General features: G+C 63.1%; 16 protein-coding genes and 1 pseudogene. All 17 read right to left on the bottom strand.

Annotation, left to right across the window (positions count from 1 at the left end; translation table 11 throughout):
• Position 1 precedes the first annotated feature (1 nt).
• On the bottom strand, positions 2–454 hold the full coding sequence (locus tag H0523_RS02075; protein WP_054435192.1) for a phage GP46 family protein: 453 nt from the start codon (positions 452–454) through the stop codon (positions 2–4).
• Positions 451–1,065 (bottom strand): phage baseplate assembly protein V, encoded by a 615-nt coding sequence (locus tag H0523_RS02080; RefSeq protein WP_054435190.1) that lies wholly within the window; start codon positions 1,063–1,065, stop codon positions 451–453. The genes H0523_RS02075 and H0523_RS02080 overlap by 4 nt, the downstream gene beginning before the upstream one ends.
• A 1-nt stretch (position 1,066) precedes the next feature.
• Positions 1,067–2,185 (bottom strand): phage baseplate assembly protein, encoded by a 1,119-nt coding sequence (locus H0523_RS02085; RefSeq protein ID WP_156350622.1) that lies wholly within the window; start codon positions 2,183–2,185, stop codon positions 1,067–1,069.
• Positions 2,182–3,606 carry a DNA circularization protein gene (locus H0523_RS02090; RefSeq protein WP_054435185.1) on the bottom strand — a complete coding sequence of 475 codons (1,425 nt, stop codon included), beginning with the start codon at positions 3,604–3,606 and terminating at the stop codon, positions 2,182–2,184. Before H0523_RS02090 ends, H0523_RS02085 begins: the two co-directional genes overlap by 4 nt.
• Positions 3,603–5,588, bottom strand: coding sequence for a phage tail tip lysozyme (locus H0523_RS02095; protein WP_054435182.1), 1,986 nt, complete (start codon positions 5,586–5,588; stop codon positions 3,603–3,605). The genes H0523_RS02090 and H0523_RS02095 overlap by 4 nt, the downstream gene beginning before the upstream one ends.
• Positions 5,589–5,726: 138 nt before the next feature.
• Positions 5,727–6,056, bottom strand: coding sequence for a phage tail assembly protein (locus H0523_RS02100; RefSeq protein WP_054435179.1), 330 nt, complete (start codon positions 6,054–6,056; stop codon positions 5,727–5,729).
• 1 nt (position 6,057) lies between these two features.
• The gene (locus H0523_RS02105) at positions 6,058–6,426 is read right to left on the bottom strand and encodes a phage tail tube protein (RefSeq protein ID WP_054435177.1); all 369 of its coding nucleotides are present in this window, start codon (positions 6,424–6,426) and stop codon (positions 6,058–6,060) included.
• Positions 6,427–6,488: 62 nt separating this feature from the next.
• Positions 6,489–8,018 carry a phage tail sheath subtilisin-like domain-containing protein gene (locus tag H0523_RS02110; protein WP_054435174.1) on the bottom strand — a complete coding sequence of 510 codons (1,530 nt, stop codon included), beginning with the start codon at positions 8,016–8,018 and terminating at the stop codon, positions 6,489–6,491.
• Complete coding sequence (locus H0523_RS02115; protein WP_054435171.1) at positions 8,019–8,228, bottom strand: DUF2635 domain-containing protein; 210 nt, start codon at positions 8,226–8,228, stop codon at positions 8,019–8,021.
• Between the two features lie 9 nt (positions 8,229–8,237).
• Positions 8,238–8,789 carry a hypothetical protein gene (locus H0523_RS02120; RefSeq protein ID WP_054435168.1) on the bottom strand — a complete coding sequence of 184 codons (552 nt, stop codon included), beginning with the start codon at positions 8,787–8,789 and terminating at the stop codon, positions 8,238–8,240.
• Positions 8,786–8,950, bottom strand: a pseudogene (locus H0523_RS32470) (head-tail joining protein); the annotation flags it as partial. The pseudogene H0523_RS32470 and the gene H0523_RS02120, both read right to left, overlap by 4 nt.
• A complete protein-coding gene (locus tag H0523_RS02125; RefSeq protein ID WP_180180002.1) occupies positions 8,883–9,869 on the bottom strand; it encodes a major capsid protein in 987 nt (328 codons plus the stop codon). The pseudogene H0523_RS32470 and the gene H0523_RS02125, both read right to left, overlap by 68 nt.
• Before the next feature lie 80 nt (positions 9,870–9,949).
• A complete protein-coding gene (locus H0523_RS02130; protein ID WP_054435156.1) occupies positions 9,950–10,630 on the bottom strand; it encodes a head decoration protein in 681 nt (226 codons plus the stop codon).
• Positions 10,631–10,663: 33 nt separating this feature from the next.
• Positions 10,664–11,233 (bottom strand): hypothetical protein, encoded by a 570-nt coding sequence (locus H0523_RS02135; RefSeq protein WP_156350620.1) that lies wholly within the window; start codon positions 11,231–11,233, stop codon positions 10,664–10,666.
• Positions 11,234–11,254: 21 nt separating this feature from the next.
• On the bottom strand, positions 11,255–12,142 hold the full coding sequence (locus H0523_RS02140) for a S49 family peptidase (protein ID WP_054435150.1): 888 nt from the start codon (positions 12,140–12,142) through the stop codon (positions 11,255–11,257).
• On the bottom strand, positions 12,143–13,774 hold the full coding sequence (locus tag H0523_RS02145) for a phage portal protein (RefSeq protein WP_197287406.1): 1,632 nt from the start codon (positions 13,772–13,774) through the stop codon (positions 12,143–12,145).
• A complete protein-coding gene (gene gpW / locus H0523_RS02150; protein ID WP_054435147.1) occupies positions 13,774–14,022 on the bottom strand; it encodes a gpW family head-tail joining protein in 249 nt (82 codons plus the stop codon). Before gpW ends, H0523_RS02145 begins: the two co-directional genes overlap by 1 nt.
• Between the last annotated feature and the right edge of the window lie 4 nt (positions 14,023–14,026).

Genomic DNA, 14,026 nt, shown 5'->3' on the forward strand with positions numbered 1-14,026 from the left:
ATCAGTTGATTCCGTTCCATGCCCAGAGGTACTTCCCTGTGTGCAGGGAATCACCGCCAGGCGAATAGGCAATGATCTGGGCGCCGAGAAAAGACTCTCGAACCCACTCCACGCGGATGTCGAAGCGCGCCACAACCCCATCATCAATCAGCCACCTCAACGCCTCGGCCAGATAGTCGTAGGCACGATTGAGCGTCGTCTGGGTCTGCTTTTCGCGCTGCAGGAGCCAGAGCTTGCTGCCCACGGGTGCATCGGGATCGAACTGGTCTCCCCACCACCCCCGAGGATCTCCTGTTCCATCCGGGATGACGTCATCCGGGGCTGCCATCGCGTCGGTGAAGACGCTGACCAGCATGGCAGTTGCAAGATCCGCCCCGGTGAGCAGCGCGCCTTCCGACAACATCCAATCACCGTGGGCAACGGCAGCATCCCAAACTGTTCGGATATCGCTCATTGCGGCACCTCGGGCTTGTCAGAGGTCACGGTCGATCCGCCCGACTGGACGTTCTTGACGGGATGCTGGTGGACGTTAAACACGTCCCGCATGCCCTTCATGGTTCGACTGTTCGACTCGTAGTTGTCCTGCATGTCGCCCGTCGACTTCACCATGGGCGTCTGCAGGTCGATCCCGCCAGGCGCGACGATGGTCAACTTTCCGCTCAGGTTCCAGGTCACGTTGTTCGCGTTGTTCACGACCACATCCTGGCCCTTGACCTCGACGACGATCCCGCCATCGGCGGTAAGGTAGACATACTTTCCGTCTTGGCTGTACAGCTTCGTTTCACCGGCCAGCAGGCCGCGCGGCCGGCTCCCTTGATGGTTGACGCCGACCACCATGGTGGATGATCGGTCGCCCGACACCGCTGCCAGAGCAGCGTCAGACCCCACCGGCGGATTCGACGTAAGGCCGAATTCCTGCGGACGCACCCGCCTGTCCGCCACTTCCAACCCGCTGGCCCTCACTTGCATCAGCTGCACCGGCCCGCTGTCATCCACGGCCGTGACAACACCGCGCCCAACCATCATCTGAAGCCGGCGCCACAGCCTTTCGATTGCTTGTTCCATATCACCCCACCACTTGATCCGGTGCGAATTGAGCCCAGATGAAGGGCTGCTGATAGAAGGCCTGCGGCGGCATCAGCACCACGTCGCAGGTCGTACCTGCGCGTCCACGGTTGTAGGTCGTCTCGGCGATCAACCACGAAACAGGCGTGGCCTCGGATCCCAACTTCAAGGACGGGATCGCAAGGGAAGCCATCGTGTTGGGCGTGTACAGCGCCCCCGCCGAATCCCGCCAACTGTCGGTGTTCAGCCGAACAAAGAAGGACCGCCCCTGCCGCCGAGACATTTCCCACTTGGCCCTGTCTTCAGCCACCATGCTTCCGCCCAGGAGGTTCTCCGACAGCACAACCCGCGGCCGGTATCGAGGCACGCTTTCATCCACCAGATGCGCGATCTGGTTGGGAGCGCCGCCAACATCGCTGAACTGATCCAGCCCCTGATAGATCGCGTAGTAGTCGCTGAACTTCTGATCCATCGAGTACGAGGCGACGGCCGAGCCAATGTTCACGCCCTCCTGGAATCCGCTGGCCGCGGCCTGTAGCCCAATGCCCGACAGCAGCAGATCACCCGATGGCGTGTCGTACAGCAGGAGGCCACGGTATCGGCAAACCCGCTCCAGGATGTCATACGCGCTCTCGCCCGCGATGATTACCACCTGCTCGATCGGTGCGCCTTGGTTCGTACCTTCGGCCACGCTCGCCTTGATCCCGAACGGTGCGCAAAGCGTCTGAGCGATATACAGCGCGCTCGCATTGGTGAGTTGGAAGCCATCGAAAACTGCCGCGCAATCCACGATGTCCTGACACTTGCTACGGCCAACCAACGTGACCGAATGCGCCCCGTCGGTGAACGATGGCACGAAGCGATCGACCCAGCCAGTGGAAACGCGGTCCTCTCCGAGGAACACTTCGCAGTAATCCCCGGGCTGTACCTGCATATCCGGCCGCGTCGCGATGGGATAGCGATCAGTCATCTTCACCAGGAAATCAGAGGGGCATCGCTCGATTCCTCTCGTGAACCGCACCTCCTGCCACCCTCCGAGAACGCGCGTATTGGACAGCTCATAGCCCCGTCCGACACGGGTCGAAGTGGACACACGCAGCGTCAGATCATCACCATTCATTTCGACAGTGCCTCAAACTGGGGCGGCATAAACGCCGGGTGGATAGGATTGACCTGGCGCACAAGTTCTCCGGCTCTCGCCGGATCCCGGTAGATTCGATTTGCCAGCGCCAGCGCAGGCTGGGAGGCGTTGAAGGAAAACGCCCCCATCTGTGCCAGATTGCCCCCCCTTGCCTGAAGGTCGGAAACGACGGCCTTCCTGAGCTGACGCAATGCGTCATAGCTGGCGTCGTCACCACTATCGCCAGCAATCAGGATCTCGGAATCCAAAATTCCGACAACGTCCGTCTGCACCCTCGCGGCATCCTCTTGCGAGAACGGCTGATAGTCCGCCGCCGCCTGGGCCAATGCTGCGATTGCCACGCGTCGAAGATGGGCAGAACATGCGACGTTGGCCGTTGCAATGGCCTGCCCGATAGGCGACTCGGTAGATTCGCCGGCGGGTTGGAACACGGCCAGGCGGCCAAGCATCGCCATGCCATCCGCCGGGTCAACGGCCGTCGCGGCAACAGACTGCACAAATGCATTCGCAGCATCGCCATATGCCGACGTATCGACGATATTCGCGGCCGCCTGTTGCAACTTGACGCCTGCAGCAACCACGGCCGCACTGGCGGCCACATTGGCGGTTAGCAGATCGGCCGCCGACGCGCTGCCGGAAGCCTTCCGATTGGAGGTCAGGAAGCCCGAATTTCCGCCGCCAAAGAGGCGACCGAAATTGCCGCGCAGGCTCGACACTGCATTGAATACGCGTCGGACGCCGTTGACAATTCCAACCGTCATCTGGTAGTAGCGCACCGCGGTGTTGACGACCTGGCGAACCACTGCAACGCCCTGCCTGATCGCCGCAGCGACCTTGCGCGCCATGTCCAGCAGGCTACCCTTTCGAACGGCATCCGCAGCCTTGTTCACCTGGTCGCCCGTCGATTCACCGGCTTGCGGATACTTCCGTTCGCCGCTGACGATCAGCGACATCGTGAACTCGAATACGCGCCCCAGATCCTTCCGCTCCTCCAGCTCCAGATCCAGACACACAACGTTCGCGACAGTCCCCAGAGTCGGATGAACCAGCGTCTTCGGCCCGGCGGTCTCGCAGACCGTCAAAAAGGCTGCACGCTGGCCGACTACGCCGCCTCCCCCATAGATGGCGCTGTCCTCGATGAGGAACCCGTGGATCCGGAACTGCCTGGGAAGCTTCCCCTGATCCTCTGCCCATACCTCATCCCGATATGGATACACATGGACAGCCTGACGGCGACCAGCGTGCAGGCGCGCCCCGTTCACACCGAACGGAACGCCCCCATAGGAAGCTTGCTGCAGCGAAGCCTCCCAGCTGCCGGCGCCAGGCCCCAGCAGGTCGCCAACGGCGTTCGCAACGCCGCCAATGCTGCCTGCGACCTGTACGACGTCCGAGATTTTCATGGCATAGCCCCCAGGCCCATTGAATAGTTCACGCGCGCTGACATGCCCGCGCCATCACCACTGTTTGTGTCGACGCGTGTACCCGGTGGCGCCGATACGTTGACCTGCAAAGTCAGCTTCTGCAGAGAAGCATCCAGCGCATCCTTGAGGCCATCGAAGCCCGGACCGTTGCCCATGCCCGGCGCTCCGGCAGCCGCGCCCAGTGCGGGATTGGCCGCTTGGGTAGATCCTGCGGCGCCGCCGCCCATGGCCCCAAGAATCCGGTCTGCCATGATTCCGCGCTTGTACTTTTCCCCTTCCACGTCAGCAGGACGCTCGTGGTATTGGGACACGATGGCCGCAGCCCTGTTGGCGCTGGTCGCACGCGCCAACAGGTCGCCAGCTACCCGCTGCTGGCCCGGACCGTTGCGCAGCTCCCAGTCGAAGAACTTCAGCTGGTCTTCCAGTGTCGAGTCGCGGATATCGCGCTTGAATACTCGCTTGAAATCTTCCTGACGGTCCGGGTGCCACTGACCGATCCCGTAGGCCTTGCCGCCATCCCCGACGCTGTAGGGATTGCCGCCGGACTCCTGAAGAATGTTCGCGGCGATACCGGCGGCCTGCTCTTTGCTCCATCCCATGCCCATGAACTTTTGAGCGATATCCAGGATCTTCGGATCGTTCGTTCCACCGGGCGCATACTCCCCGGGGGTCAGATAGCTCTTGCCCTGCGCTCGCCCTGCGCTTGCCAGCGTAGCGTCTTCACCCGCGTTCAGGTCCTTGCTGTAGAACAATGCGCCAGCGCCGACTGCATACGGGTTCAGGATCCGGGCGTACCAGGGCGCACCAGCCGCCGCTGCACCAGCCCCGGCCGCACCCGCTGCACCGGCAGCCGCCGTCGCCTGGAGGGCGGTGGCGGCCGCCTTGGCGGCCGTCAGGCTTGCCACCAAGGCCGCCAGGGAAACACCCCATTCGGCCATAGTCGCCGCGAACTTGATTGCCACAATACCCGCCAAGACATTGCCCCACCCGCCAAAGGTGTCGGCGATCTTGTTCACGCGGTCGTACCACGCCCCCCAGTCGATACTGGTGATCCACGAGGTCAGCTTCCCGACCGCCTCGGCCAGTCGGTCCGCGATGTTCACGCGGTTCTCATCCAGCCATGAGGTCAGCTTCTCGATCATTGGCGTCAGGACTGGAATGAGCTTGTCGCCAATCGTGTTGGCAAGGGCGCCCGTGCTGGCCTTCAAACCGTTGATCTTGTCCTGGAAGGCCGAGGCGCGCTCGATCGCTTCCTCTCCGAAGATGTAACCCCTCTTTCCGGCCTCGGCCCGATCAGCGTCGAACGTTCCCCGCTGGATCATGGGCAACAACGACCCCATACCCAGTGCATCCGCAGCGGTACGTTGACCAGCGGGGTTCTTGATCTTCCCCAGGGCGGTCATGATGTCGCGCTGGGTGCGCTCGTAGTCAATCTGGCCGTCCTTCCCCCGGGATATCCTCACGCCCAGCCGCGACAACAGCATCATGGCTTGAGGATTGGCCCCAAACGCGGCCTCTCGAATAGTGTTTTGCGACGACAGCATGCTCTGGTCGAACTGCTCGGCGGTCACACCGGCACGCTTGGCGGCGTAGTGCCAAGCCTGCAGGCCCCGCGTCGACATGCCCACCTGGCGCGAGGTTCTCTGCAGGCTCGATCCCAAGTCGCCCCATCGTTGTGCTAACGCTCCCACGCCGGCCGCGCCCGCCAGGCCGACAAGCGCCGACATGCCGGGGATGATCGAGGAAATGCGATCAGCGGCAGCTCGCGCGCCCTGCGAAATCGAATTCAGGCCTGACGTGATCTTTCCAAGCGCGGTAGCGCCAGTCTTGCCGATACTCGTTAGGCGCCCCGACATCCGGGCAGCTCTATCCCCGATACGCGAGAATGAGTCCCCGACCTTGTTGCTCACCTTCGACGCGTTATCTATCGCCGAGATTCGGAATGCCAGTTCATTGGCCATGTTGTGCCTCCAAGCGCTCTGCCATGTCGTGCCACCACCGCAGTTCACTCAGCCGTAGCCCCAGGACGTCACGCGGCGGCCAGGCGTAAAACTTCGCCGTAGCCGCCGCCATAAGGCCCCAATCAGGCACTGGCCGGACTACTTTCCCACGCTGGAATCCTCGTCTCCGGCGTCGACCTCGTCTTCGTCGCCAGCCATGAACGAAGTCAGGTAGTTGGCCGCCGTGGTGAAGTCGCGCGCCCCGATGCGGTTGATCACCGCAATCGGAACCCCCGACACCTTGCCGATGAGCTTGCGCAGCGCATCGCCGGCGTCTTTCGAACTGTCCTTGTTGAAAGACAGGACTTCCTCCACGATCGGTTCGCGGAGAACCAACTCGGTGAAGGTTTCGGCATCGCCCCCCTGGCCCAGGGTGACAGGCTTGCGCAGGGCGATGGTCAGTTCGTCGGGAATCTCTTTCTTCGGCATATCAGCTCACAGTCTGTTCGGAAACGAGGGGACCTTCGAACTTGACATCGAAGGTGGCTTCAGTGGTGTCGACCTCCTGCGCATCGACGCAGGCCATGCTGCGGCCCACCACGGTCTTGCCGTTGGCGAGCTGCAGCACCACCGTCGCATTGCGCATACGGTTGAAGTCGTAAACCGTCAGACTCCCCGCATCGCGGGCAGTGAAGGAAATCGAGCCAGCGACCGGCATTTCCTTGACGCCGTGGTATCCGTCCTGGCCCACCAGGCTGGTGCGGGTAACGGTGGAGGGGCTGTACTTCGCCGCCCCTTCCAACATGTAGGAATTGCCGTCCACCGTGATTTGCGCGGTGCCGGCCAACAGATTCGCCATAATCGGCTCCTATAAATGAAAACGCCGCCCGAAGGCGGCGCTATGCCACAGCCCACGCGCGTCTACGCGCTGGCGGCCTCGCTGGCCGGCACGATGTTGCTGAATTGCATGAGCAGGGCGAAGATGCGCAGCTGGTTGATCAGGATTGCCGGATACAACACGTCCACCCGGTTGGGGTTGGTGCGGTTCTGCTCCACGATCAGGCCCTTGGCGAACACGTCAGCCCCCTGCACCCAGCCGCTGTCGTCCTGCATGGACTGATAGTCCGCGGTCAGGTCGGCCCGGATGGTGCTGGGCGTCACGATGTTGGATCCGGGCGCCGGGCGCGTGCCGTTGGCCGCCAGCTTCTTGCGGGCGTACTTGGAAGTCACCACCAGCTTCAGGCGCCGCAGGACCGCCGCCAACGTGTTCATCGTCTCGACTTCCAGATAACTGTTGTCCGGCTGGCCGAACGCGTTCAGCTGGTACGTCGTGATGAGGTTTTCGATTGCCACCGTGCCGTCGTCCGCCACCGTGAAGGTGCTGATGCCGGTGTAGAGCAGCGTGTTGCGGTCGGTCAGCTGGAACCGCGATTCCAGCGGCGGCGGCAGGAAGCTCGCCAGCGGCACGGTCTGCATCGGCTGGGCCGGATCTGCGCGGCACGATATCGCCGCCGCAGCCGTCAGATCGGCGGCCAAGATCCACGAAGGCGTCGGCGAATTGTTGAACCCCATGACCGACACATGTTCATCGTTGCGGGTGGCGCCAAAGGTATGGCATTCGCCCAGCGTGCCGCGGAATCCGCCATAGGCGTGCCCATACAGGCCCTTGGACCAGCTCCAGCGGCCGGTCGTCGTGGACAGAAACGCCTTGACGGCATTCAGCGACGCGGCGTCGTTGTACGGCATGGCGATGAAGTCGAAGGTCATGTCGCCCAGATTCGCCAGCGCAGTGGTCAGCGTCGGATTGACCTGCCCGCCGGACATCGGCGTGATCGTGACGCCCAGCCCCGCAGGGAGAGCTTCGCCGCTCAGTGCGCCGTAGAAGTTCAGGCGCACGTCGATGTCGTTGCCCGCCAGCCCCTTGTTCTTGGCCGTCAGGTTCACCTTCGTGGTGGACACCGCATCCACCGCGGCCGAAACCGGCAGATCTGCAGCGGCGTTGATCTGCGCCGCCAGCGCCGTCGCCAGTTGAGCGGTCGTCATGTTCGGCGTGCAGACCAGCGACACAACCGGCGAACCGGAGAATGCTGCGACGTACAGGGACAGCACACCGGTGGCCGTCGCCGCCGAAGTGAAGCTGATTGCGCCCGTGGCTGCGGTGGCCGAGGCATCGTCTGCCACTGGCAGATACCAGACCTCACCGAAGCTATCACGCGCACGATAGACGGCCGTCATCAGCGCCAGCATCGAGCCCTGGCCGCCGAGCACCTTCGCCTCGTTGGCGCCCTGGGAAATCGCCGGCTTGCCGGGAACCGCGGTGCCGGCGGCCGTGATCTGACCGATGATCAGCGCCCGTTGGTTGATCTGACCGGTGTTCGCGCGACTCGGGTCGATATCGGCGTAGAACAGCGGCACCCGCAGATTCTGCGGGATGTTGGGAAACTGGATCATTTACTTTCCCCCCTTATTGGGCGGTGCCGGCGGCACCTCGTTGGTGGCCGACTTTTGGGCGCCAGGGGCGACCGCTTCGACCACGTCGCCGTCGCGCAAGCGCGCGGCCCAGTACAGGTCGTTTCCGTCCACGGGCATGCCCTCTTCAGGCATGAATTGTTTGCGTACCGGGTCGAACACCGTCAGTCCCGGGCGAGGTTTGATGTACATGCAAAGCTCCTATTGCGGAAGGTCAAGATCCAAGCCGGGCACAGCTGTGCCGTCCGGCACCTGAACACGGGTATCCACCCCTTCCAGCGGATTGGTGGGAACGGGGAAGAAGTCCTCCGGACCCTGCACAAACTCCAGGCCCAGTTCAACCAGGACGGCGCCCAGGTGATCCCCGGCGTCTTCCGGTCCCCGCGTAATGCGCGTGCGGAAGTAGGAAAACTGATTGAGTTCCTGCATCAGCGGCGGGTAGTTGATGACCGCGGCCTTAATCTGATCCCGGAGGGTTTCCAACGCGACCTGCAGGGCTGCAGCACCGGCGTTGTCCAGTTCCCCGGGATGACTCGCCCGGGCCTCGACCACGAGCGCCGAGGTCACTGTGAAGGCCGGGGCACCGCTTCGACCGAACGACACGCCGTCCTCATCGTTCGTTCGCACGAACAGGACGGGATACTCTCCATCCCAGGTGGCCTGATCGCGTGGCGAATATGCCCTCGAACCTGCGTCGGTGGTGTTCGTGAGCGCCTGCACGGCCAACGCGCGCAGCTGGTTTGTCGTCGTCATAGCTTTTTCAATTTCAGATGTACCCAGCCCATTCCATCCGGCTGCTGTTCGAAAACGAGGAACGATTCGCCCGTCTTCTTCCGGGTGATGTGGTCATCCTTCGCAGGCGGCCGCGGCAGATCGGCCAGGCGAAAGCCCGCACTCGGTGCGGTCGTCACCCAACCGACGCCGCCCTGGCCGTCCTGGAATGCCGTCTTGTAGGCGTCGGTGAAGACGCCCGGCAGACATGATCAGGTCACCGTCGTACAGCATCGGCCGCTCGACGTTGTTCTCGTCCACGAACCAGTCGTTGTACAGCCACAGGTCGAACTGCCCCCACTTGCCCTTGTAGACCGCGCCATGCTTGATCTCGGAGCCGGGGTTAATCGCGTTGCCGAACGGCGCTTGTGCCGGCCAGACGATTGCCCCCTTCAGCGCCGGATCGAGGATGAACCCCGCCCACGAGCTGGGCGTGAACACCAGCTCCGATACCGTCGCGCCCGAGCGCTTGAGGACACGGGTCGCCCAGGCGTCGATATCGCGGGAGGGAGAGGCAGTGCCCGCCGCGATGTTGCTGGCAGTCCACTTCCGTCCCAGCGTCAACCCAACCGTCAGGTCCGGCGCCCGGCCGAAGTCCACGATCACGGTTTCGAAACCCTCGCCTTCGATGGTGACCTGGCCCAGACGCAGCGCGCTGGCGGCCATCCATTCCAGGCGGCGCGTCAGAATGTCAATCTGGTCCGTCATTTCGGCTTCCAGGTTGGCCATTTCGCGCTCGATGCCCTTCAGGTCGCCACCGATGCGCTCGCCGATCATGCGTCGCACCGGCTTGAGCAGATCCGGCGCGCGCTTGTCCTTGATGTAGGCGGGCTTGAAGGTGTTGGTCTGGAAGCGGCGCTGTTCGACCAGCTTGCCTTCGACCAGCGGCGAAACGAACGGCGCCATGCGGCGCATGCCGATGTCAACGTCGATCGCGACTTCTTCGCTATCCGAGGTCACGAGGTTGGGGAAGAACCGGTCCAACAGGAAGGACTGAGCGGTTTTCAGATTCGGAACGACCTGGATCAGGTCGATGGTGGTGTAAACCAAATTGGAAGACATTCGTCATCTCCGTAGCAATATTCTGGCGGACGTAAAAAAGCCCCGCTCGGCGGGGCCTCTTCTGCGTGTTGCGCGCGGCTTTAAGTCGGGTCGGCCGCCGACACCGAGGACTTGACGTGGATCGCGTACTGGCGCAAGGCCGCGGTCAGCGCGGGCAGCGTCCAGCTCGGGTCGTAGTACAGCGCACGACCGTTGACCTCGACCTGCACATAGGCACCGGCGTTGACCGGGCCGCTCGTAGCGTCCGAATAGTCAGCGAGGATGGCCGAAGGCACCTGACTGCCATCGGTCGCGCCTTTCACCGACAGGACGAACTGGCCGACGGCGTCGTTGACGTCGATAACGAACGTGTCGCCCGCAGCAAATGCCGTGGCGCCTGCGGTGATGGTGAAGCCGAGGCCACCTTGCGTGTAGGCAGTTCCCACGGCCGCGTTTGCGAGCGCGGTGCCTTCCGGGTCCACCACCTTGAACGTGGTCGCGGCAGTGGCGGTCAGCTGGTAATTACCCAGCTTGGCGCCTGCGCCCACGGTGACGGCGCCGATCGTGCCATTGCCCGTATTGGTGCCGGATGCCGTAGCGACAGCGGTGCTGCTCGTGATCATGCCCAGCACCGCCCCGCGCGGCAGCTTGCCGGACGCGAGGATGATGGGCTGCGAGACGATCTGCAAACCGCCCGCAATCAGTTGATCGGGGACGAAGACATCCGCCCGGACGCCGGGCTTCTGGGGGCTGTTCCCCACGGGATTGACGGGAAGCGTCATGAGTATTGCTCCTGATTATCTGAATTGCGGGGTTCAAGCTTCGCCGCGGCGCTTCTTGCCCGCCGCGACGATCTTCTGCGCCATGGTCATCTGGCCGTCGCCGCCACCCGAACCCGGGTTGGGGATGGTCGTGCCTTGCATGCGCTCGGACAGGGTGCGGCGTGCCGGCGGCGCCTGATCCGCTCGGCCAGCGTCCAGCGCCGCGATCGCGGCCTTGGACGACATGCCCGTGTCGAAAGCGAACACGCAGGCTTGGCGGGCGACGCCCAGGCGCAGGCCATGGGCCACGATGCGGGCGCAACGCACCCGCTCGGCGGCGCGGGCCGCCTTCTTCGACTGGTCTTTTTCCTTGTCGTCGCCGTCGTCTTCGGATTCGGCGTCCGGGTCTTCCCCGTTTTCCAGCACATCGTCACGCTCGTCGTCTTCGCGGTCGAGTTCTTCCATGCGTTTTGCATAGTCGTCGTCGGACTCGCCTTCCCGCTGCTTGCGCTCGTCGTCGGACTTGTCCTTGTCGTCCTCGTCGTCCTGTTCGGCACGGGCGCTACGAGCGCGACCCAGGCTCAACAGCGAGGCAAAGGGGGAAGAAGAGAAAGGTTTCTTCATTGCAGTAGTCTCACAGGTTGTTTACCGGCCCAGCAGGTCCAGCAGTTCGAGAAATGCGGCGTCGGGCGCCATGACTGCGTCTGCCAAGCCGCGGCTGACGCCGGCCGCCCCCATGAAGCAGGCGGCTTGTGTGTCGCGCACGGAATCCGGCGCGATATTTCGATTTCGGGCGACGGTTCCCACGAACAGCTCGCCCATCGTGTTGATCTCGGCCTGAACACTACTCAGGGCCGCTTCGGATAGCGGCAGCTCGGGACGGAAATCCGCCTTATGGCTGCCGTAGGTGATGAACGTCACGGCTACCCCTGACGCGGTCAGCGCCTTGGACAGATCGACATGCATCACGATCACGCCGATCGAGCCGACCCCGCCGGTGCGCGGCACGATGATGCGGTCAGCTGCGCTGGCGATCGCATACCCCGCCGAATAGGCCGACTCGGTCAAGATGGCCCAGATGGGCTTATCGCCCCGCAGACCGTAGATGGTGTCGACCAGGTCGAAACAGCCCGCGACCTCGCCGCCGGGCGAGTCGATATCCAACACGATCGCCTCGACCGCCGGATCCGCATAGGCGCTCAGAATGCTCTGCCTGATGCCGTCATAGCCAGTCATGCCCGAATAGGGCCGGAGCGACCCAAGCTTCTGCACGAGCGTGCCCTGCACCTTGATGCAGGCAACAGGGGCTTCTCCCACCATGTCGTAACCAGCGTCGCGAATCGTCTCACCCGGTTTCACCAGCTCGTCGTCATAGTCATCCCAGGCCATCGGACGCAAATTCGCGCCGTCCAACCGCATGATCTGGCTGACTCCGAGCCGCTCGGCGAGCGCGGCCATGATGACCTCGGCCTTGTCCTGACGAATCGCCAGCGGCGTGTTGAACAGCCGCTGGCCTAAGTGCGCAAAACGCATTTATTTTTCCTCCGGTAGTTGGGCGGCGTCTTTCGAATCCAACCCCTGAAGCACTGCCGGGACGGGCAAGCCCAGTCGCTCGTAGCGTTCGATTTCGATAGCCCGCCGGTCGGCCACGTCGCGCCAGTCGGTGCCGGATATCTCCGCGCACTCATCCTCAAGCGAGGACATGCCGCCGTCGATGCCCAACAACGCGCCTTGACGCTCTTTGACGATGTCGACCAACCCTCGGCCCGGCCCCATCCACTTGGCGCGCGCATACGCCGCACGCGCTTCGATAAATTCCGGGGCGTTTCTCGGCATCGGGTAGTCATCCACGTCCATGGATTCCTCCAGCCATGCGCAATAAATCGGGTGGGCCTGACCGGACGCGAAGCCAATCCGCCGACGGGCGAAGGTCTTCCACGCCTCCAGCATCGCAGACCGATACGCGCTGTAGTTCACTTCCGCCCAGTTCTGGCTGATCTGCTGCGCGGCCAGTCCGGTCCCTGCGGAAAAATGCCGCAACATGGCGCTTTCAAACGAAGCAAAGTTGCCACTCGGCCGGCTCGAGGCAACAGTGCCGATCGTCTCGCCCGGGTACAGGTGTGTAACCCCGGCATCGCCCAACCGAGTGCGGCGCTCCTGGTGGAATTCCGAGCGCTCGCGCTGGTATGCGCTGACCTTGTCCGACCCCGCCAGGGCTTCCTCGACGAGATCCGTATCGAACGGGCTTTGAATGTAGGCAGCAAAGAATGCGTTGATGATGGCCGCATCCAGCTCGGTGCTGTCGTACTTGATCAGCATCTTGAACCGCTGGATCACCGGCGTGAGAAAGCCGACCCCTCGATGCTGCGACGCCCGATCATGATCGAAACTATGCACCACAATCGGACGCCCCCAGTTCGTCTCGCGCGCGATGCGATCCCATCGCACGCTATCGCCAGCGCTGAACCAATCCCCCTGATGAGCGCGCCGGATGTGATACCAGGTTGGCACGCCGTAGCTATCGACCTCCACGCCCCCACGCAAAGCCTGCTGGTCGAAATTCTGCTGCGGGTTGGAGAGACGATCCGGATCCATAATCTGCACCGCTGTCGCGTACCGGGCGCGCCCGACCGCGATGCGATCAGGCAGCCAATGCAGCATCGAAAGCGCATCACCGTCAATGAGGTGGTGCCGGAATCCGAGTTGCATCATTTGCGGGAACGAGAGCATGCGCTCTGAATCGCAGTAGAAGAACGGATCATTCGCCCACGACCGCCAGTTTGCTTCCACCGCCTGGCCGAACTCGTCCGCCCAGCGGTGATCGAACGCCTTGATGCCGGTCACCGTCCGCAGCCAGCGATAGTCCGGCTTGGAGATCGGTCGAAAATCCGGCCCGATGACGTTGTCGACGGTTCGCATCACCGCAGCTGTCGCCCAGCCATCATTGCGGATCAGGTCTCGTGCCCGCGCCGCCAGGCGGTCGCGGTACATATTGACCTCACCGTCCGGCGAGGATAGATAAGGATGCCAATCGCGAACGTGGCCACCGTGCTGGTCAGCCGCGTCATATGGCGCGTTGCCACCTGGCGCCAACATGGTCCCAAGGCGGCGAACCGCGGGCAACGGCTTACCGTGCCTGTCCAGGATAGAAATTGAGTTTTCCATCAGCGCATCACGAAGTTAATCTGCCGGCGCGCCCGAGGGACGATGCCGAGCAATTTCTGCAGGAGGGCGATTTCACCCTGGAGACGGCTCAAGTCGGTGGCCCTGTACGTGACCGACTTCGAGCCATCGGATTGCGCGTAGCTGGCGGCGGCCACCTGCTTGCCCATCAGGAGTTCAAAATAGGCGGCCTTCAGGGCGGTCAGCCGCGCCTGCATATCCTCCCTGCTCATTCCGTCATAAACGCTCATGGCG

Source organism: Achromobacter insuavis, from assembly GCF_902859645.1.
Lineage (GTDB): Bacteria > Pseudomonadota > Gammaproteobacteria > Burkholderiales > Burkholderiaceae_B > Achromobacter > Achromobacter insuavis.

Coding starts and splice junctions, on each gene's coding strand:
- H0523_RS02075 (WP_054435192.1), bottom strand. CDS start 454: ATGAGCGATATCCGAACAGTTTGGGATGCTGCCGTTGCCCACGGTGAT.
- H0523_RS02080 (WP_054435190.1), bottom strand. CDS start 1,065: ATGGAACAAGCAATCGAAAGGCTGTGGCGCCGGCTTCAGATGATGGTT.
- H0523_RS02085 (WP_156350622.1), bottom strand. CDS start 2,185: ATGAATGGTGATGATCTGACGCTGCGTGTGTCCACTTCGACCCGTGTC.
- H0523_RS02090 (WP_054435185.1), bottom strand. CDS start 3,606: ATGAAAATCTCGGACGTCGTACAGGTCGCAGGCAGCATTGGCGGCGTT.
- H0523_RS02095 (WP_054435182.1), bottom strand. CDS start 5,588: ATGGCCAATGAACTGGCATTCCGAATCTCGGCGATAGATAACGCGTCG.
- H0523_RS02100 (WP_054435179.1), bottom strand. CDS start 6,056: ATGCCGAAGAAAGAGATTCCCGACGAACTGACCATCGCCCTGCGCAAG.
- H0523_RS02105 (WP_054435177.1), bottom strand. CDS start 6,426: ATGGCGAATCTGTTGGCCGGCACCGCGCAAATCACGGTGGACGGCAAT.
- H0523_RS02110 (WP_054435174.1), bottom strand. CDS start 8,018: ATGATCCAGTTTCCCAACATCCCGCAGAATCTGCGGGTGCCGCTGTTC.
- H0523_RS02115 (WP_054435171.1), bottom strand. CDS start 8,228: ATGTACATCAAACCTCGCCCGGGACTGACGGTGTTCGACCCGGTACGC.
- H0523_RS02120 (WP_054435168.1), bottom strand. CDS start 8,789: ATGACGACGACAAACCAGCTGCGCGCGTTGGCCGTGCAGGCGCTCACG.
- H0523_RS02125 (WP_180180002.1), bottom strand. CDS start 9,869: ATGTCTTCCAATTTGGTTTACACCACCATCGACCTGATCCAGGTCGTT.
- H0523_RS02130 (WP_054435156.1), bottom strand. CDS start 10,630: ATGACGCTTCCCGTCAATCCCGTGGGGAACAGCCCCCAGAAGCCCGGC.
- H0523_RS02135 (WP_156350620.1), bottom strand. CDS start 11,233: ATGAAGAAACCTTTCTCTTCTTCCCCCTTTGCCTCGCTGTTGAGCCTG.
- H0523_RS02140 (WP_054435150.1), bottom strand. CDS start 12,142: ATGCGTTTTGCGCACTTAGGCCAGCGGCTGTTCAACACGCCGCTGGCG.
- H0523_RS02145 (WP_197287406.1), bottom strand. CDS start 13,774: ATGGAAAACTCAATTTCTATCCTGGACAGGCACGGTAAGCCGTTGCCC.
- gpW (WP_054435147.1), bottom strand. CDS start 14,022: ATGAGCGTTTATGACGGAATGAGCAGGGAGGATATGCAGGCGCGGCTG.